Origin of the sequence: Enteractinococcus helveticum (assembly GCF_001657475.1) — a bacterium.
In the GTDB taxonomy this organism is placed as follows: Bacteria; Actinomycetota; Actinomycetes; order Actinomycetales; family Micrococcaceae; genus Yaniella; species Yaniella helvetica.
In genome coordinates, this window is sequence record NZ_LXEY01000022.1 from 111,560 (window position 1) to 131,083 (window position 19,524).

Sequence of the window (19,524 nt, forward strand, 5' to 3'; positions counted from 1 at the left end):
CCACTTCAGCTATTGGGGCCATGTTCCTTGTTATTACCGTTCGACCCCATACTATGCACCGCTTAAAAGCGACTTCAAGACAAGGCCCGCGCTGATTCGTATCTGTGCCCCGTATAACGAAGCAGGGTTACACGATGTCAGCCGGGGGTGCACTGGCGAGGGCTACACTTCTAAAGGGCTAGTTGAATGCCTCGCTGACCAAGAAAATGGGGGTCTGTAGTGTCGAGCTGTGGTCGTGCATGATACGCCAGCTGTTACGCGTCTCGGTGTTCCTGTTAGGGATCTTTTTGATGGCCATGGGCGTGGCTGTCTCCATTCGAGCCGATCTGGGTACTTCCCCAATCGCCTCATTTCCGACGGTGTTATCGTTTGGGACGTCGTTGAGCGTCGGTGTGTACATGATCCTGCTCAACATCGTGTTTATTGCACTGCAGATGCTCATCTTGCGCCGGAAATTTCCAGTGTTCCAACTCATCCAATTGCCCGTAAGCGTGGCCTTCGGTCTGTTTATCGACCTGGGCATGTATCTGACTCAGTGGCTTGTGCCGGGCAACTATGTCGAGCAATGGGTCTGGACGGCGGTCAGTGTCATTCTCGTGGCATTCGGTGTGTATTTTGAGATGCAGCCGCGTATCTCGTATTTGCCCGGTAACGGCTTAGTCTTCACGATCTACACCAAGCTGCAGAACATCTCATATGGAACGATCAAAACGACTTTTGACACCACATTGGTAGTGGTTTCCGTGGTCACATCCTTGTTGTTAATGGGGGAGCTGAATGGTGTGCGAGAAGGAACGGTCTTTGCTGCAATAACCGTTGGCATCGTGATCCGAGGTATCAGCGCGGTCCACAAGCGCTTGGGTGGCGCGAAATCAGCCTGAAGACCAACTCAGACTCAAATGCGCTACACCACAAGATCGCGCTACTACAATGACTCGAGGTACAGACCTTGGCTGATATGCCGGAAACGGTGGGCTTCAGCACGCACAACAGAAGAAAACGGTGAGTGATATCTGCACGGGACTGAACGTGTCAAGTATTCAAAGAAGCGTCACATCAGGACTGTGGAGAATGCAAGCGGCTGGTTGCCTAACGGTGCTTCGAGGTGAGTGCCAGTGATACGGCAAATTCAGCGGACGCTGGTATTTTTTGTCGGCGTTTTCTTGATCGCGATGGGTATTGCCATCTCAGTCCGGGCGGATCTAGGTACTGCCCCGATTGCTTCGTTGCCCACCGTGCTATCTTTTGCAACGCCGGTCAGCGTCGGCACCTATATTATGTCGCTCAACTTGCTATTCGTCGGATTGCAAGCTCTCGTACTGCGCCGCAAGTTCAGATTGTTTCAGCTCATCCAAATCCCGGTCGCCGTTGCTTTCGGGCTCCTCGTTGATACGTGTATGCAGCTGACATCCTGGCTCGACCCGTCTAGTTATTTTGAACAGTGGTGCTGGATTATTGTCAGTGTGGTGAGCCTAGCCCTGGGCGTTTACATTGAGGTGCAGCCACGCCTGACGTATCTTCCCGGTGATGGCATTGTTTTTGCGATCTACACCGTTTTGCAAAATATCCCATACGGCACCGTGAAAGTCGTTGTCGATACGATCATGGTGGGCTTAGCGGTGCTAGCTTCATGGACGTTGCTCGATGGGCTATTCGGCGTGCGTGAAGGCACGGTCTTTTCCGCGCTCACCGTCGGGATAATAATCCGTGTCATCAGCCGCATCGACAAACGCATCCGAAAAACCAGTGCCGAGGACTGACCCTGGCGCGCGGCTAGAGGATCATCGCTGCGACCCACCCGGAAGCGGTTAGGGGAATGTTGTAGTGAATAAATGTGGGGATAACGGTGTCGCGCATGTGATCGTGCTGGCCGTCTGCTGCCAGGCCCGCAGTCGGACCCAGCGTGGAATCAGAGGCGGGGGAGCCGGCATCGCCCAGCGCACCTGCAGCACCAATCAGCGCCACCGTAGCCGCCATCGAGAAGTCTAATGAGAGACACAGTGGCACATAGATCGCTGCGATAATTGGCAGCGTCGAGAACGACGAACCAATACCCATCGTCACAATCAGCCCGACCACGAGCATCGCCAGTGCTGCCATGGCCTTGTTGTCGCCGAAGAATTCTTGGACGACGGCGACCAGTGGCTCCACCTGGTTCGACTCATTGATCACGGCTGCGAAGCCTTGAGCCGAGATCATGACAAATCCGATCAGTGCCATCATGCGCATCCCGGAGGTAAATACGTCGTCGGCTTTATTCCACTCGACCACGCCGGAGAGCAGGAAGATGCCAAGTCCCACGAGCGATCCGAGCAGGAGGCCGTCGGCTTCGGACCCGGTAAACTGCACAATCAGCTGGATGGCGAAGGTCGCCACGATCGCAATGATCGACATGATCAGGCTGTAGCGGGTCGGTGTTGGTTGAACAATTGTGCCGCCGGCCAGTGGGCGTTCTTCGTATTCGCGTGGCTTGCGGTAGCTAATAAAGACTGCGACGAGCAATCCGAGGACCATACCCAGCGCAGGGATGGCCATGACTTGCACAATGTTGATACCCGAGGTGTCCAGGCCAGCACGTTCAATATTGCTCAGCAGGATATCTTCCAAGAAGATTTTACCGAAGCCCACCGGCAACAGCATGTAGGTGGTAACCAGTCCGAAGGTCAGCACACAAGCGACCAGGCGGCGGTCGATGTTGAGTCGGTTGAATATCGTCAACAGCGGTGGGATCAGTAAGGGAATGAAGGCAATGTGGACCGGGATCAGGTTCTGGGACATGATCGACATCGCCAGAATGCCACCGATAACCAGGTAGGTCGTGAGCGTGACGACCTTTTGCGAGGCCTCTTCAGAATCAGCATCAAGTTTACGTATCAACGCATCGGCCAGTGCCTTGGGAAGCCCTGATGCGGCAACCGCCATCGCGAAAGCACCGAGTAGGGCGTACGAGAGCGCAATTTTAGCGCCGTCACCCAGCCCGGATTCAAACGCGAGCATGGTGCCTTCTAATCCCATGCCGGCCATGAGGCCGCCAACGAGGGCCCCGATAAATAAGGCGATAACTACGTGAACCCTCAGCAGTGCGAGTAAGAGCATGACGGCCACGGAAATAACTACAGCATTCACGAACGACAAGCTTAGACTAAACCTGCTTCAGGCACCGACCCGGGTGTGGACATTCGTTGGCAGAAGAACCAATTTTTGGCTCTCGCTACTACTCAGGTGCCTGTTATGTTTGATAGGAGCTTGCTAAAGTGGTGATATGAGACACATTGCAGAGCATCCTACATCGGGCACAGTTGTCGTTGGTGTGGACGGGTCAGAAAACAGCGAAAGAGCATTCGATGTTGCAGTTGATCTCGCCCAGAAATTTGATTATGGACTGCGAGTCATTGCCGCCTACACCGAACCGGGGTATGAATATCTTCCCGAAAATACCCAAGGCCTGGCACAAGAAAATGCCCAGGCAGTTATTAATGACTTGGTAGCCACCGTCAATGACGCTGACTTTGGGATCAGTGGCGTCACCATTGAAGGCGATGCTGCCGGTGCACTCATTAAAGCTTCAGAAGAAGCCGCCCTTGTGGTGGTTGGTAAGCGCGGACGCAGCCGTTTTGCTGGACGCTTTCTCGGAAGTGTTTCGGCCTCAGTTGCTTCGCACGCCAAATGCCCCACGATGGTGATCCCGGAAAAACGACACTCGGGTGAACACCTCGAAACCCAGTTCGCGCGATTGTCAGGTAGTCCAGAGCTGTCGGAATTCGGTGTGTTGTCATCTGAGGAATATGGCGATCCCACAGATTTTGAAGGAACCGTCGTGGTCGGCGTTGACCTTGATGCTTATCCGGTGGAATTATCCTTGCATGCAGCAAAACATGCTGAATTGTTGGGCAAGTCGTTGACCCTAGTGACATCACAGCCGTTCAGCGGCAGTATGTGGATGCCAGCATCGCCGGTTTATCAAGCAGAGGTCCCCGATCTTCGCAGAGACGTCGCCAACCGGCTTGCCAAAGTTGCCGAACAAGTGGCAGAAAAAACTTCTGCCGAAGTGCACTGGCGGTTCTTTGATGCCTCGCCTGCTGACGCGCTATCGGATGCGGCTCGAACCGCAGATGTCATCGTGGTTGGAACACGCGGTCGTGGTGGCTTTGCCGGTTTGCTGTTGGGGTCGGTTAGCCAGGCTGTGTTGAACCGCGCTGTGACACCCGTACTCGTGGTGCCAACCGCCAGCGACTAACGCAACGAATAACCAAAAATCCAGACTCGTAGTTACTGCGAGTCTGGATTTCCCATGCGTGTAGAAATCATTGCCGCAGTCGCCACACACTGGTCAATCAACGCCTGGGTGGCCTGGTCATCAATCCGATAGGACGGAGCGGCAATCAGGACCGCGGCTACGACTTTGCGCCGATGGTCATACACCGGCGCAGCAATTCCAACCTCGTCATCAAATGTCTCTTGCAAGTTGGTGGCATACCCCTGTCGGCGGACCGCCTCGAGACGTTTTTGTAATTCCGATCGAGTCCATCCTTGCTGCAGCTCGATGGTGTCTTGATCCAATAACACTGTCACAGTTTCTTTGGACATTTCCGCCAAGAAGATCTGCACCGTGGCGGAGCCGGTTGACGCGTAGCGCGCGCCGAGCGGAGAGGTGTGTTTGACGGTGCGATCGGAAGCGATTTGTTCGACGGTGACCGAAACGGACCCTTCCCACACTGCTAAGACTGCGGTTTCCTTTGTTGCATCGGCCAACTCGTGCAGATAGGGGTAGGCCACTTGCCGGACGTTGAGATTTGCCAGCAGCGGTCCAGCAATAGCGATCAGTCCAAGCCCGAGCTGGTATCGCCGGGTGGCAGGATCCTGTTCGACCCATCCTTCAGATTCCAGGGTGGCTAACAGTCGGGAGACCGATGATTTGTGTAACCCCACCTGTTCGGCGATCTCGGTGACGCCAACCAAAGGTTTTTCCGAGGAAAAGCATCGCAGTACGTCAACGACGTTATGGACGACTGAGTTGCGAGGGGAACTCATAGTGCTCCTTTGCTGGCCAAACGTTGTAAGGATCATACGGCATCTGTTTCGCAGCGCCTTATTGTGACCGAAAGATACACACCGGCTGCCCCTGTATAAGAGCAACGGTAAAATGGGACGTTGACCCGAACCGCCCAGCGTAAAGGTGAATACCATGAGCTCAATGGCTGCCAGCGACGTGAGTGCCTTGGCCGAGGCCGCAACCCGTATCGGCGCACGACCGTTTAAGGATGCCACTGGACATTGGTCGAACTCCGTCGAAGTGGCGCTCATGGACACCATCCTCAGCGCGTCAGCGGTTATGGACGGCGCTTATGGAGCTGGTGTGTTGCCGCGACTTCGGGCATATAAAGCATTTCGCGGTCAAGCAAATATGATGCGACTCTTAGCCACCCTGGGACCGTTTGCCCTGGATGATTTCGTGGCTGAACAGCACCACAAGAACCAGCTGATGCATGCTGCTGCAGCGTTGATGGACGCTGGAGTCAATGCCGCCGCAGATGTTGAACCGCAGGCCACCACACAACGCGAAGCACTGGTCTCCACCGACGGCCTATCCGAGCTGGCCTGGGATTATTTCCTCATCATGCTGAATATCGACACCCCGCAACTAGCACAGCTGCGAAACACCTGGCTGGATGATTTCGTCGCCCGTAACCTCGACGTCTCCAGGCTTGATGTGGACGCGCGCGATGCCTTGCTGGCTGAGGTTACGGCGCATCTGCACGCTGAACACCACCGCAAATCGTTTGGTCGCATGCCTGAATTTACGCTGCCGCAACTGTCGCAAGCGATCTTTCGCTCCGAGTACGCTCGGGCAACCAGCTAGGCTGCCGCGAGCGTACTTGATGTTTGAAGGTTGTTAGTCCTGGAGCGGTTTGTGACTTGTTTCCGGCGATAACCAAACGGCAACTAGTGCGATGACGGCTGCGCCCATGAGGTACCAGCCCGGTGCGATGGCGCTGCCGCTGGTGGCTATCAGCAGTGTTGCGATGGCCGGTGCGGTCCCGCCAAAGATCGCATTGCCTACGTTGAATGACACAGCAAATCCTGTATACCGGACTCTGGTGGGGAAGTTTTCGGCCAAGAAGCTTGCCAAGCTGCCATCGTTGAGCGTCAGCATAGCTCCCAGCAGGATCTGGACGAACAAGATGGCAATGATGCTCTCGGTGCCCAACAGCATGAATGCTGGCACGGTCAGCACGATGAATAATATCGAGGCGCTCATCAGAATTGTTCGTCGGCCGAAGCGATCCGACAGGTGACCGGTGAGGAAGATAAATCCAATATAGGTTACCAGCGACACGGTGGTCGTGATGTTGGCTAGCGTTGGATCAATGCCCACGGTCTGGGATAGATATGTGGGCATGTATGTCAGGATGACGTAGAAGCCGACAGCGTTGAGCAGTACGGCTGCGGTGGCGCGAATCAGGGTGCGCCAGTGATCGCGAAACAGTGCCCATACCGGGGCTTTAATGACTTCGTCGTCCTGTGACATTTCACGGAATACCGGTGAGTCTTCCAGTTTGCGACGTATATACACGCCAATCAAACCTAATGGCGCGGCCAAAAGAAACGGGAGACGCCAGCCCCAGGATTCCATCTGTGCATCACTGAGCGTGGCGGTCAGTAGTGTGGCCATGAGCGAGCCGAACAGCAGACCTGCTGCTGTTGATCCCGGAACCACGGCCGCATAGATGCCGCGTTTGCCTTCGGGTGCATACTCCACAAGATACGCCGACGCTCCCGCGTATTCACCGGAGGCGCTGAAGCCTTGCAGGACGCGGAACACTAACAACAGTGCTGGTGCCCACACACCGAGCTGGAGTGCCCCGGGCAGCAAGCCGATGCATACCGTGGAGGCGGTCATAATAAGAATCGACCAGGCAAGCGCATTACGACGTCCGACTCGGTCCCCGATATGCCCCCAAATGAATCCGCCGATCGGACGGACAAGAAATGACACCGCGAACAGTGCAAAGGTCCAGATAAGCCCTTGCGTGAGGTCGTCGGAAGGGAAAAAGACAACGGCGATCACCACGGCGAGATAGCTGTAGGCACCGTAATCAAACCACTCGACAAAGTTTCCAATGAAGCTTGCCACAATGACTTTGCGACGTTCTTTTTTACCGATCCCAGTGGGATGCGGGCGTTCTTGTCCTGAAAGGGTAGGACCGAGATCTTGTTCAGAAGCTAATGCGCCTGAATCAGACATATTTCACCGCCATACACTCGATGTTGCACTTATTGCAACGCTGTTGCACAACAGTAGAGTGTGATCTAGGTTACTGTCAAGGGTGGTGTTGGATCCGTTGGCGTCAAGGGCTTTGAGTGCGAAAAACCCGGCCTCACATGATGGGGCCGGGTCGGGGTTCGAGGGGCTTTACTAGAGGGCCTCGCGCACCATGGTGTAGAAGTTTTTCACGTGCTCTGACGCTGTCTGTTCGGCGGCTTCGGCTTCACCGGCGATGATCTGTTCGAGCAGTGTCGTATGCTCCACGATGTGTTCGTGGAGTGAAGGGAGGCGGTCCGATAGGGCCGCCCAGATGCGAGTGGCAATATTGTCTAAGCGAATCAGGGTTTCTGACAGGTGCTCGTTGTGGGTCACGCTGTAGATCAGCCGGTGCACCGAAAGGTCGTAGGACAATAGATCGCGCTGTGATTGATCGGGGTCCAGGCTTTTGAGTTCATCTAGGACTTCGAGCAGTTGCGCTCGCATTTCGCCGCCCTTGACCTCTGCGGCCCGACGAGCGGCCAGGGGTTCCAGGGCTTGGCGGATTTCTGATACGTGGGCGAGCTCAGTGACATCGACTTGGCTGGCAAACGTGCCGCGCCGAGGGTAGGTGACCACCAGGTGGTCCGCCTCAAGGCGCTTGAGTGCTTCGCGCAGGGGGGTGCGTCCCACCCCCATTTCTTCAGCCAATTGCTTCTCCATGATGGGTTCGCCGGGCTGAATGTCCAGCATGATTAAGCGGTCTAGCAAGATTCGGTAGGCGCGAGCCGACAAGGACTCGCTGTTCGTGTTGACGGTGTCCAACGTGGTCATCAGTGTCCTTTCATTGCTCCTTATTGTGCACTACTTGGGTGCATTCCGCAGCGTTTCAAAAACTTTGGCCCAAACCCTTGACAGACCTGTGATGGACATCATAGTCTGTGATCGGTAACTGATATATCAAATGTCGTTCAGAATTTTTCGAAGGAAAATGCATGACTAGTATCACCTCTCAGGTTGCTCCATCGCTGACTCAAGATCTGGTGGACCTCGATCCAGAAATCGCTGGGTTTATTAACCAGGAACTAGACCGTCAGCAACGCGGTCTAGAAATGATTGCCTCTGAAAACCACACCCCGCTAGCAGTCATGCAAGCCCAGGGTTCAGTGCTGACCAACAAATACGCAGAAGGCTACCCAGGCCGCCGGTACTACGGCGGCTGTGAACACGCCGACTCGGTAGAACGTCTCGCTATCGAACGCGTCAAGAATCTCTTTGGCGCCCAGTTCGCCAATGTGCAACCGCACTCGGGCGCCCAGGCGAATGCTGCGGTCATGCACGCATTGATCCGCCCGGGTGACACGGTCATGGGCCTGAACCTCGCCCATGGTGGTCACCTGACCCACGGCATGAAGTTGAACTTCTCGGGTCGGCTCTACAACATTGTGCCGTACTCGGTCGATGAAAATACCTACGAAGTTGATATGGATGAAGTCGCTAGCCTAGCTCGCGAACACCAGCCGAAGATGATCGTTGCCGGCTGGTCGGCATATCCTCGCCAGCTCGACTTCGCCCGCTTCCGCGAAATCGCGGATGAAGTCGGCGCTTACCTGTTCGTCGACATGGCCCACTTCGCCGGACTGGTAGCAGCCGGACTGCACCCCTCACCCGTTCCACACGCCCACGTTGTCTCATCGACGACGCACAAAACCCTGGCCGGGCCTCGAGGTGGCATCATCTTGACCAACGATGCTGAAATCTCTAAGAAGATCAACTCAGCCGTCTTCCCTGGCCAACAGGGTGGCCCGTTGATGCACGTGATCGCAGGTAAAGCTGTTGCCTTCAAAGTGGCTGGCGAGGAAGAGTTTGCCGAGCGTCAGCGTCGCACTCTGGAAGGTGCAAGAATCCTGGCGGATCGCTTATCACAGCAAGACGTTGCCGACGTTGGGATCTCCGTACTGACCGGTGGAACGGATGTCCACTTGGTGCTCGTTGATCTGCGCAATTCAGAACTCGACGGCAAGCAGGGCGAAGACCTCCTGGAGGAAGTCGATATTACCGTCAACCGCAATGCCGTACCTTGGGACCCCCGTCCACCAATGACGACCTCTGGTCTGCGCATCGGCACCCCAGCGTTGACCACCCGCGGTTTTAGCACTGAAGCATTCGAAGAAGTCGCCGACATTATCGCTGAAACCTTGATTGCCGGGGCTACCGGCAATCGTGATGCACTCCCAGAGCTGGCCTACCGCGTTCAAGCGCTGGCCGATGCTCACCCGTTGTACCCCAACCTTGAACCGTTCGGAGCATAACCATGGCAGAACTCCTCCCACAGCACCCTGAATTTCTGTGGCATAATCCAGAGCCCAAGTCCTCCTACGATGTGATCATCGTGGGCGCCGGTGGCCACGGACTGGCCACCGCCCACTACCTCGCTGCCCGACACGGCATTACTAATGTCGCGGTAATCGATAAAGGCTGGCTGGGCGGCGGCAATATGGCTCGTAATACGACCATCATTCGTTCCAACTACCTCTGGGATGAATCCAGCCTGATCTATGAAACCTCGTTGAAGCTCTGGGAAGAGCTCCCGGAAGAGCTCGACTACGACTTCTTGTTCTCTCAGCGCGGCGTCATGAACCTGGCCCACCACGTCTCGGAAGTCCGCGACTCAGTGCGCCGTGTCAAAGCCAACCAGCTCAACGGTGTGGATGCCGAATGGTTGACGCCGCAAGAGGTCAAAGAAGTCTGCCCGATCATCAACATTTCGGATAACATCCGCTACCCAATTATGGGTGCGACCTACCAGCCGCGCGCCGGTATCGCTAAGCACGATCATGTCGCCTGGGCGCTGGCTCGCTCTGCTGATGCTGCTGGCATTGACATCATCCAGAACACTGAAGTCACCGACATCCTGGTCGAAAACGGACGTGTCACCGGGGTGGAAACCACTCGCGGGAAGATCTCCGCGGGACAGGTTGCTCTGTGCGGTGCTGGGCACTCTTCGCAACTGGCCGAAATGGCCGGGGTGAAACTACCAATCCAGTCGCACCCGCTGCAGGCGCTGGTCTCAGAACTGTTTGAACCGGTCCACCCGACCGTGGTTATGTCAAACCATATCCACGTCTATGTTTCACAAGCCCACAAGGGTGAGCTGGTGATGGGTGCGGGTATCGACACCTACAACGGTTTTGGTCAACGTGGTGCGTTCCATGTGATCCAGGAGCAGATGGCCGCCGCGGTCGAGCTGTTCCCAATTTTCGCTCGCGCGCATGTGCTGCGTACCTGGGGCGGCATTGTGGACACGACCCCGGATGCTTCACCAATCGTGTCCAAAACAGAGGTCGATGGTCTGTATGTCAACTGCGGTTGGGGTACCGGCGGCTTCAAGGGCACACCGGGAGCAGGCTACGCGATGGCTCACACGATCGCTCACGATGAACCGCATAAGATCAACGCAGCGTTTAGCCTCGAGCGTTTCGAAACCGGTCACCTTATCGACGAACACGGCGCCGCAGCCGTAGCCCACTAGAGAAAGGCAATTGCCATGATGCTCATTGATTGCCCGTACTGCGGGCCACGTAATGAAACCGAATTCGGTTACGGCGGCGAAGCACACGTCGCCTATCCACAAGACCCCCACGCTCTCTCGGATAGAGAGTGGGCCGAATTCTTGTTCTACCGCGATAACCCGAAAGGCGATTTTGCCGAACGCTGGGTTCACAATGGCGGGTGCCGCAAATGGTTCAACGCCGTCCGCGACACGATCACCTACACATTCAAAGCCACTTACCCGGTCGGCGCCCCACGCCCCGAGGTTTCCGGAGGTACCAAGTGACACGCACCACCACAGATCAGGACACGCACATGCGTGAGCAATTCGGCACACAGCGCTCATATCGGCTCGCTCCGGACCAAGCGCCCCACGCTGTCGTGGACCACACCGATACCGTTGACGTCGAAATCGATGGCAACCCCACTCAGGCCCTACGCGGCGATACGGTCGCCTCAGCACTATTAGCCACCGGGACCCGCGCCGCAGCAAATTCGATGTACTGGAACCGCCCGCGCGGCGTATTCGCAGCGGGCGTTGAAGAACCCAACTCGCTGGTTCATCTGTCCCCACGCCACGCCGGTGACGTCGAAGAGTCAATGATGACTTCTACCACTGTTCCGGTGACCAACGGATTAAAGGCAACACAGCTTCGTGGATTAGGTAAACTTGACCCTGCTCAGGACCAGGCTTACTACGACCACGTCCACGTCCACACGGATGTATTGGTGGTCGGGGCCGGTCCGGCAGGACTTTCTGCCGCCGCCAACACAGCCGCATCTGGTGCTCGCGTGATGCTCATGGACGAAAAGCCATGGGCCGGCGGGAGCCTGCTTGATGCCCCGTATGAAATCGTCGACGGCGTGCCTGCACCACAGTGGATCAACGACACCGTGACCAAACTGTCTTCGACCGACGACGTCGAGATCCTCACCGACACCACGGTTACCGGTGTCTATGACGAAAACTATGCGATCGCCGTCGAGCGCCGCACCCACCACCTGGACGACAGCCCAGGCGAAGGCATCTCACGTGAGCGCATCTGGCATGTGCGCGCCGATCAGGTTGTGCTGGCCACCGGAGCCCACGAACGCCCACTGGTTTTTGCGAATAATGATCGCCCGGGCATCATGCTGGCTTCGGCCGTGCGCACTTACCTGAACCGCTATGCTGTGCGCGCTGGACAACAGATCGCGGTCTTCACCACCAACGACTCGGTCTACCCGCTGGTGTCTGAGCTTGCCGCGACCGGGGGAGTCGTCGCCGTTATTGATGCGCGGTCCTCAGCCTCGGCCGCCGCCCAACAGGCAGTATCCGAGGGCGTCAACGTGCTGATTGGCTCGGCGGTGATCGACACCCACGCCGGTGACGACAATGAACTCAACGCCGTGACCGTGGCTCCGCTGAACGGCGGTAAACTCGACACGTCCCAAGCCCAGCGCATCGAGGTCGACACCTTGGCGGTTTCGGGTGGTTGGTCGCCCGTCGTGCACCTGCACTCGCAGCGTCGCGGTCGGATCGACTGGGATGCTCAACTCCAGGGCTTCGTCGCGGTGGAGTCTGTCCATGACATGCGCTTGGCCGGTGCGCTGATCGGCAAATACAGTACCGCTTCGGCGTTAACCTCGGGTGCCAATGCCGGTGCCGCAGCCGCCACCGCGGCCGGGTACGAAACCGAAGCCACAGCCGCTCGCGCTATTGACCGCCCGTACGGTCCGGTCGTCCCGCTGTGGATGGTTCCATCCCCGGAGGGTGACGACGCCGATAACTACAACAATCACTTTGTTGATCTGCAGCGTGACCAGTCCGTCGCCGATATTCTGCGCGCTACCGGTGCCGGGATGTCCTCAGTTGAGCACGTCAAGCGTTATACCTCGATCTCTACGGGCGCTGACCAGGGTAAAACCTCGGGCGTGCCAGCTATCGGCGTGATGGCGAATATCCTCGGTGTTGAGGATCTTTCCGAGATTGGTACCACAACCTTCCGTCCACCGTTCACACCGGTTGGTTTCGCAGCCTTAGCTGGACGTCGTCGTGGCAAACTCTTTGAAGTCGCGCGTGGCACACCAATCCACTCGGCCCACGTGGCTGCCGGCGCGGTGTTCGAAGACGTCGGACAGTGGAAGCGTGCTCGCTACTACCCGCAGGGCAACGAAACCATGGACGAGGCCGTCTACCGTGAGTGCGCTGCCGCACGCGAGTCGGTGGGCATGTTCGATGGCTCAACATTGGGCAAGATTGAACTACGCGGCAAAGACGTCCCCGAGTTCCTTAACCGTATCTACACTAACGGCTACATCAAGCTCAAAGAGGGTATGGGTCGCTACGGTGTGATGTGTACACCAGACGGCATGATTTTCGACGACGGCGTGACCTTGCGCCTAGCTGAAGACCGCTTCTTCCTGCACACGACCACCTCGGGTGCCGCTGATGTCCTGGAATGGATTGAAGAATGGCTCCAAACCGAGTGGCCGGAACTCGATGTGTTCGCCACTTCGGTCACCGAACAGTACGCGACCGTCGCCGTGGTTGGACCAAAATCTCGCGACGTCATGCAGAAACTGGCACCGCACGAAGACTTCTCCGCAGAAGGCTTCAAGTTCATGGCCTTCCGAGATATCACCCTGGCCTCCGGTATTCCGGTTCGCGCCAGCCGCATCTCGTTCTCGGGTGAACTCGCCTGGGAATTGGCCGTAGAATCCTGGTACGCATTGGCCGTGTGGGAAGCAGTCGCTGAAGCGGGTGCCGAATTCAATATCACCCCGTACGGCACCGAAACCATGCACGTGCTGCGTGCGGAAAAAGGGTTCATCGTCGTCGGCCAAGAAACCGACGGCACCGTGACCCCGCAGGACGCCGCCATGGAATGGATCGTGTCCAAGCACAAAGATTTCATTGGCAAGCGCTCCTTCTCTCGGGCAGACAATGTCCGCGAAGACCGCAAGCAGCTGGTATCTGTGCTCCCGGATGATCCAACCTTCCGCTTGGAAGAAGGCGAAGCCCTGGTGGCCATGGACACACCCATCGATATCGCTGCCGGACCAGTCCCACAAGAAGGCTGGGTCACCGCCTCGTATAACTCGCCTGCCCTGGGCCGCACCTTTGGTCTAGCGCTGATCAAAAATGGTTTTAACCGCGTGGGTGAAAGCCTCAAGGCCCTGGTTGACGGCGAAGTTGTCACCATGAAAATCGGACCAACCGTTCTATATGATGCCGAAGGAGCTCGTCGAGATGGCTAATGTACAACAGCTGCGGCGCTCACCACTTGCCGCTCGAAGTGAAGAACTACACAACGCCTCCGGTGACGCCGTGGCGGTGCGCGAAATCCCGTTCACGACCCAGGTCGGCATTCGCGCGACCCAAGGAACCGAAGGGTATGACGCGCTGGCAGCAGCCCTTGGTGGGCTGCCCGCGAAAGTCGGCGACGTCGTCGGTGAACCGTCGACTACGGCGGTGGTGTGGATGTCACCGGATGAATTCCTGGCCATCGACAAACCCGACACCGGGTTGGCCGAAACCCTGGAACGCACCCTGGGCGACCACTCCGGTCAGGTCCTGGACCTGTCAGCCAACCGCACGATCATTGAGGTCTCGGGTGAGGCTGCTGAACTGGTGCTACGTAAGTCTTGTCCGCTGGATCTGCACCCGCGTGCTTTCCAGGTCAACCAAGCCTATGTCACCGAAGTCGCCCAAACTCCGCTGATTTTGTGGCGGGTTGCCGAACACACCTGGTGGTTGGCACCGCGAATTTCATTTGCTGACCACGTCACTAACTGGCTGCTCGACGCAATGGTCGAGTTTTCCGGTACGAAAGGATAACTCTATGGCTCTCAGTGTGCTGGACATGTTCTCAATTGGTTTGGGGCCCTCCTCGTCCCACACCGTTGGCCCCATGCGGGCAACAGCCCAGTTCATCAATGGTCTGGACGTCGACACTCTGACGGCTACCGCGCGTGCCAAAGTCGAGCTGTTTGGCTCACTGGGGGCCACCGGTATCGGACACCACTCCGATACCGCGGTGATTCTGGGTCTGGCCGGGCACGATCCGGGCACGATCGAACCTGATCAAGTCGATGGGATCATCGAACAGGTACAAACCACGTCCACCCTGCAGTTGGGGGGTATCAAAACGATTGAGTTCGATCGAGGCCGCGACGTCATCTTGCACCTGCAAAAGTCTCTACCGGGTCACCCGAACGGGATGAAAACTACGGTCTACGGGGCTGATGGCCAAGAGCTGGCCTCCGAGATCAGCTATTCGATCGGTGGCGGATTCGTGGTGACCGAGGATGAGCTCGATAAACCACTGACCACTGAACGCAAAGTCCGCCACCAATTTGGTACTGCCGACGAACTGTTGGAACTATGCCGCGTCCACGACAAATCGATTGCCGAATTGACGTGGGAAAATGAGATCGAATGGCGTGAGCCTGAAGAGATTCGTGCGCAGCTGTTGAAGATTTGGCAGGTCATGCAGGACTGCGTGCAGTCCGGCATTGAGCGTACTGAGACCACCCTGCCCGGCGGGCTGCAAGTTACCCGTCGAGCACCGAAGCTGTATAAGCAACTCACCCAGGGTGGTGAGTCAGAGCGTACCGGAGATACTACAGACGCACTGCGCGGTATCGAATGGGTCAATCTGTACGCCCTGGCCGTCAACGAGGAAAATGCCTCCGGTGGCCGAGTGGTTACCGCCCCCACGAACGGGGCAGCCGGCATCATCCCAGCGGTGATGCACTACTATGCCCGGTTCCTGGATGATGTGACCGATGACAAGATCATCGAGTTCATGCTCACCGCAGGGACCATCGGCATCATCATCAAGACCCAAGCCTCGATCTCGGGAGCTGAAGTCGGATGCCAGGGCGAAGTCGGTTCGGCATGTTCCATGGCAGCCGCAGGACTAGCGGCTGTTATGGGCGGCACCGTAACCCAGGTGGAGGACGCCGCTGAAGTGGCATTGGAACACAACCTCGGGATGACGTGCGACCCAATTGGTGGGCTCGTGCAGATCCCATGTATTGAACGCAATGCCATCGCATCGGTCAAAGCGATCAACGCGGCACGCCTTGCCCTGCACGGCGATGGCAGCCACAAGGTCAGCCTCGACGAAGCTATCGAAACCATGCGCCAAACCGGTGCTGACATGATGGATAAATATAAAGAAACCTCGCGAGGTGGACTGGCCGTCGCGGTCACACTTCCTGAGTGCTAACGTCTCACAACCACGAAGGTCGGCTCGGGCAACCGGGCCGACCTTCGTGGTTGCCGACCGGATTACATGGGGCTAGATGTTGCATACCGGAGCAGGACGGCTCCAGAAGAAAACGGGTGGCGCTCCGTGAGCTCCACCTGGGGCGCTGGTCTGCATTCAGGATGGGTTTTCCCCGGCACAGCAAGGTCGGAGGGACGATGAAGTCGAACTCATCTATCAGGCTCAGCACATTGAATGCGCCAATCAGACTGAGACTGCCGTAGACGATCACGTCACCGGCAGATCGGTCCTTGATCCTCTGGATCTCGATGGCCGTTGCGTCTTCGACCCGGTGGGTTCCCGGCCAGAACGCGACGGCGCCGGATCGTGACACGACGAATTTGTCCATCTGGTCCAGCCGGTGTGCGTAGCGTTTTGTGCCCTCGCCCGCCTGGGTCTCATCGGCAGCAACGGCAGGCCAGTAAGAAGCGAAATCGCCATGCGTGATCCTGCCGAGCAGCAGGGCACCGGCGTTTTCCATCAGGCTGCTCTCATAGTCCATGAGATCGCCGTGGGCGTGAAGCCAGGCTGGGAGTGGGTACGCGACATCCACGCAGGGCAAGTTCAGAGCGTCGCTCTAAGAGCTAAAGACTAGCGCTGGCGGCATGAGGAAACGACTACAAGGCTCACTCGGCAGGCTCACAGCTCGGGCGATCCGAACCATTGCACCTGACCTAGCGCGGGTCCCACCCTCTTGCTGACCGCGACCCTCATCGCCGCCATTGCTATCGATCTCATCACGCTGCCGACCACGTCGATCGCAGCACGTCACGCCAGTCGGATCGTCGGAATCCAAGCTGTCTATTGCTGATTGTGTCCAAACAAATGCGATGACTTGGTGCTTTGAGTAGAGTGACCTGCGTTACTCACACTCACAAGGGCAGTACAGTGATCACACTTGAATCAGTGTCAAAACGCTACTCCGGAAAATTTGGCCATATTGACGCTCTCATTGACGTGTCAGTCCGGGTTGAACGATCAGATATTTTCGGCATCGTTGGGTTTTCTGGAGCCGGAAAATCAACGCTTATCCGCATGGTCAACCGCTTAGAAGAGCCAGATAGCGGAACCATCATGGTTGATGGTGATGACGTGACCGCGATGACGAAAAAACAACTCCTGACCAGTCGCCGCAACGTTGGCATGGTGTTCCAACAGTTCAACCTGCTAGAGACCAAAACCGTCTTCCGCAACGTCGCCATGCCGCTCATGCTGCAAGGCAAGTCCCGTGCTGAAATAGCCCGGCGGGTCGATGAAGTGCTAGACATCGTCGAGCTGTCTGATAAACGCGACGCCCGCGTCAGCCAGTTATCTGGTGGGCAAAAACAACGTGTCGGGATTGCCCGGGCCCTGGCCACCGAACCGGACATTCTGTTATGCGATGAGGCCACAAGTGCGCTCGACCCCAAGACCACCGAGGCGATCCTGCAACTGCTGAAACGCATCAACAAAACAATGGGCGTGACGATTTTATTGATCACCCACCAAATGCAAGTAGTCCAACGAATTTGCAATAAGGTCGCCGTGATGGAAGGCGGCCGAGTGGTGGAACAAGGCTCGGTTATCGAAGTGTTTGGCAACCCACAAACCGCCACCACGCAAGAATTCGTCCGAACGGTGATCAATGACCAAATCCCCGAAGCCGTGATGGACCTAGTTAAAAACGACCCCCGTAATGCGCGCATTTATCGACTGCGATCAGTGGGAGTAGCTTCTCAAAATGCTCTGCTGTCCAAGCTCAACCAGACCACCGGATTAGAAATCAATATTCTGGGTGCCACCATCGAGCAATTAGAAGACACCGTGGTCGGGGTATTCCACGTGCAGCTGGTGGGCAGCGACGACGCCATTGACCGCGGTGAACAGCACATCGATGCCGCCCGGATCACCAAAGAACAGGTGCGCTTCTAATGGACTTTATGGAACAAGACTTCTTCGGTGTTAGCGGTGAAAGACTGCTCCTGGCTGGTGCCCAAACGGTGTACATGCTGGGCTGGAGCATGCTTTTTGGTGCGGTTTTAGGTATCGCCATCGCCCTGCTGTTGGTGATGACCCGGCGCGGCGGACTAACGGAAAACCGGGTGGTCTATTCGATCTTGAACTTCATCATCAACGTCACCCGCAGTGTGCCCTTCATTATCTTGTTGGTCGCGCTCATTCCGTTCACCCGGTTCGTCGTGGGCACCAGTATCGGCAGTCAAGCCGCACTGGTGCCATTGACCATCTACATCACCCCGTTCATCGCACGCATGGTGGAATCCAGTCTGCTGGAAGTCAAACCCGGTGTCATCGAAGCCGCCCAGGCTATGGGTGCCACGAACTGGCAGATCATCCGCCATTTCCTGCTTCCGGAGGCTTACCCTTCGATTGTGCTCTCGCTGACCACCAGCATCGTCGGATTATTGGGTGCCACCGCGATGGCCGGCTATGGCGGAGGCGGCGGCGTCGGCGACCTCGCCCTGACCTACGGTCATCAGCGATTCAATACGCCCTTGATGATCTTCACCATCGTCATCCTGGTGATCTTCGTTCAAGTCATGCAAGCCTTTGGCAACGCTTTATCGCGTAGATTGCGCGAACCAAAATAACACTCATCAACTCATGAAAAGGAACAGCTGTGAAACACCTGACCAAACTAAGCCTGCTGCTGGCGTTGCCCGCCACGCTGGTACTAGCTTCCTGCACCCCACCGGGTGAAGGCGATGCTTCGGCCGGCGACGACGCCGGTGACCGCGGCGAGATTGCGTACTCGAAATCCCAAGGTCCTTATACTGAGCTCTTCGAAGATGCGATCATCCCTATCCTGGAAGAAGACGGCTGGACCTTCCGCGTCGAAGAAGTCTCTGAACTCCTCAACGCCAACATTGCCCTCAACGACGGCGACGTTGACCTTAACGTTGAGCAGCACACGGCGTACATGGACGACTTCAACGAAAACTACGACGGCGATCTCGTGGCGATCACCTCCATCCCGACCGTTCCGGCTGGCCTGTATTCCGAAAACCACGACAGCCTCGACGACATCACCGAGGGCGCTACCATTGCACTGCCGGATGACGCCGCCAATGCCGCCCGCTGCTACTTAGTCCTAGAAAAAGCCGGCTGGATTGAGATCGACGACGACGCAGATCTGGGCAACATTACCCAGGACGATATCGTCGACAACCCGTATAATCTGGAACTCACCGAGATGAAATCGCTGACGATCCCGTCGGCAGCACCCGACTTTGATTTCTACGTTCTGACCGGTTCGATTGTGTACAACGCTGGCATCGACGCCTCGACCGCACTGGAAACCGAAGATATCCTGGACCACCTGGTTTTGAAAGCCGTGGTAAAAGAAGAAAATCAGGACACCGAATGGGCACAGGCCGTCGTCGACGCCTATCACTCAGACGAATTCAAAACCTACCTTGACGAAAACAACGATGGTCTGTGGTGGATCCCTGAAGAGCTTCAGTAACCACTGCTGAC

The 19,524-nt window shown here is 56.8% G+C and carries 18 protein-coding genes; 13 read left to right on the forward strand and 5 right to left on the reverse strand.

Annotated features, from left to right (window positions below; genetic code table 11):
- The first annotated feature begins 239 nt into the window (after positions 1-239).
- Together A6F49_RS12480 and A6F49_RS12485 are read left to right on the forward strand one after the other, a co-directional pair.
- Positions 240-881, forward strand: coding sequence for a YczE/YyaS/YitT family protein (locus tag A6F49_RS12480; protein WP_043058806.1), 642 nt, complete (start codon positions 240-242; stop codon positions 879-881).
- A gap of 234 nt (positions 882-1,115) precedes the next feature.
- Complete coding sequence (locus A6F49_RS12485; protein WP_052505017.1) at positions 1,116-1,760, forward strand: YczE/YyaS/YitT family protein; 645 nt, start codon at positions 1,116-1,118, stop codon at positions 1,758-1,760.
- Positions 1,761-1,773: 13 nt separating this feature from the next.
- Here the strand turns inward: A6F49_RS12485 and A6F49_RS12490 are convergent, their stop codons facing one another.
- Positions 1,774-3,126, reverse strand: a complete 1,353-nt coding sequence (locus A6F49_RS12490) for a Na+/H+ antiporter family protein (protein WP_043058965.1) — start codon at positions 3,124-3,126, stop codon at positions 1,774-1,776.
- A 136-nt stretch (positions 3,127-3,262) separates the two neighbouring features.
- On the opposite strand from A6F49_RS12490, the gene A6F49_RS12495 reads away from it, so the two are divergent.
- Entirely contained in the window at positions 3,263-4,237 is a 975-nt protein-coding gene (locus A6F49_RS12495) for a universal stress protein (RefSeq protein WP_043058804.1), read from the forward strand.
- A gap of 32 nt (positions 4,238-4,269) precedes the next feature.
- Here A6F49_RS12495 and A6F49_RS12500 read toward each other — a convergent pair whose 3' ends face one another.
- A complete protein-coding gene (locus A6F49_RS12500; RefSeq protein ID WP_150119490.1) occupies positions 4,270-5,031 on the reverse strand; it encodes an IclR family transcriptional regulator in 762 nt (253 codons plus the stop codon).
- 154 nt (positions 5,032-5,185) lie between these two features.
- Here A6F49_RS12500 and A6F49_RS12505 point away from each other — a divergent pair, with 154 nt between their 5' ends.
- A complete protein-coding gene (locus tag A6F49_RS12505; protein ID WP_043058802.1) occupies positions 5,186-5,860 on the forward strand; it encodes a hypothetical protein in 675 nt (224 codons plus the stop codon).
- A 33-nt stretch (positions 5,861-5,893) separates the two neighbouring features.
- Here A6F49_RS12505 and A6F49_RS12510 read toward each other — a convergent pair whose 3' ends face one another.
- The gene (locus tag A6F49_RS12510; RefSeq protein ID WP_043058801.1) at positions 5,894-7,246 is read right to left on the reverse strand and encodes an MFS transporter; all 1,353 of its coding nucleotides are present in this window, start codon (positions 7,244-7,246) and stop codon (positions 5,894-5,896) included.
- A 171-nt stretch (positions 7,247-7,417) separates the two neighbouring features.
- Positions 7,418-8,077, reverse strand: coding sequence for a GntR family transcriptional regulator (locus tag A6F49_RS12515; protein WP_043058800.1), 660 nt, complete (start codon positions 8,075-8,077; stop codon positions 7,418-7,420).
- Positions 8,078-8,238: 161 nt separating this feature from the next.
- On the opposite strand from A6F49_RS12515, the gene glyA reads away from it, so the two are divergent.
- From glyA to A6F49_RS12545, 6 genes are read left to right on the forward strand one after another with little or no spacing between them, the layout of a single operon-like run.
- On the forward strand, positions 8,239-9,555 hold the full coding sequence (gene glyA, locus A6F49_RS12520) for a serine hydroxymethyltransferase (protein WP_043058799.1): 1,317 nt from the start codon (positions 8,239-8,241) through the stop codon (positions 9,553-9,555).
- A gap of 2 nt (positions 9,556-9,557) precedes the next feature.
- Positions 9,558-10,775: a sarcosine oxidase subunit beta family protein gene (locus A6F49_RS12525; protein WP_043058798.1), complete on the forward strand. Its 1,218-nt coding sequence runs from the start codon at positions 9,558-9,560 to the stop codon at positions 10,773-10,775.
- A gap of 15 nt (positions 10,776-10,790) precedes the next feature.
- Entirely contained in the window at positions 10,791-11,081 is a 291-nt protein-coding gene (locus A6F49_RS12530; protein WP_043058797.1) for a sarcosine oxidase subunit delta, read from the forward strand.
- A gap of 29 nt (positions 11,082-11,110) precedes the next feature.
- Positions 11,111-14,035 (forward strand): 2Fe-2S iron-sulfur cluster-binding protein, encoded by a 2,925-nt coding sequence (locus tag A6F49_RS12535; RefSeq protein ID WP_052505042.1) that lies wholly within the window; start codon positions 11,111-11,113, stop codon positions 14,033-14,035.
- Positions 14,028-14,615 carry a sarcosine oxidase subunit gamma gene (locus A6F49_RS12540; protein WP_235604988.1) on the forward strand — a complete coding sequence of 196 codons (588 nt, stop codon included), beginning with the start codon at positions 14,028-14,030 and terminating at the stop codon, positions 14,613-14,615. The genes A6F49_RS12535 and A6F49_RS12540 overlap by 8 nt, the downstream gene beginning before the upstream one ends.
- Positions 14,616-14,619: 4 nt before the next feature.
- Positions 14,620-16,011 carry an L-serine ammonia-lyase gene (locus tag A6F49_RS12545; protein ID WP_043058796.1) on the forward strand — a complete coding sequence of 464 codons (1,392 nt, stop codon included), beginning with the start codon at positions 14,620-14,622 and terminating at the stop codon, positions 16,009-16,011.
- Between the two features lie 4 nt (positions 16,012-16,015).
- Here the strand turns inward: A6F49_RS12545 and A6F49_RS12550 are convergent, their stop codons facing one another.
- A complete protein-coding gene (locus A6F49_RS12550; protein WP_150119491.1) occupies positions 16,016-16,552 on the reverse strand; it encodes a dihydrofolate reductase family protein in 537 nt (178 codons plus the stop codon).
- A 404-nt stretch (positions 16,553-16,956) separates the two neighbouring features.
- On the opposite strand from A6F49_RS12550, the gene A6F49_RS12555 reads away from it, so the two are divergent.
- From A6F49_RS12555 to A6F49_RS12565, 3 genes are read left to right on the forward strand one after another with little or no spacing between them, the layout of a single operon-like run.
- A complete protein-coding gene (locus tag A6F49_RS12555) occupies positions 16,957-17,961 on the forward strand; it encodes a methionine ABC transporter ATP-binding protein (protein WP_201120321.1) in 1,005 nt (334 codons plus the stop codon).
- Positions 17,961-18,638, forward strand: coding sequence for a methionine ABC transporter permease (locus tag A6F49_RS12560; RefSeq protein ID WP_235604989.1), 678 nt, complete (start codon positions 17,961-17,963; stop codon positions 18,636-18,638). The genes A6F49_RS12555 and A6F49_RS12560 overlap by 1 nt, the downstream gene beginning before the upstream one ends.
- Before the next feature lie 29 nt (positions 18,639-18,667).
- On the forward strand, positions 18,668-19,513 hold the full coding sequence (locus A6F49_RS12565) for a MetQ/NlpA family ABC transporter substrate-binding protein (protein ID WP_150119492.1): 846 nt from the start codon (positions 18,668-18,670) through the stop codon (positions 19,511-19,513).
- Positions 19,514-19,524 lie beyond the last annotated feature (11 nt).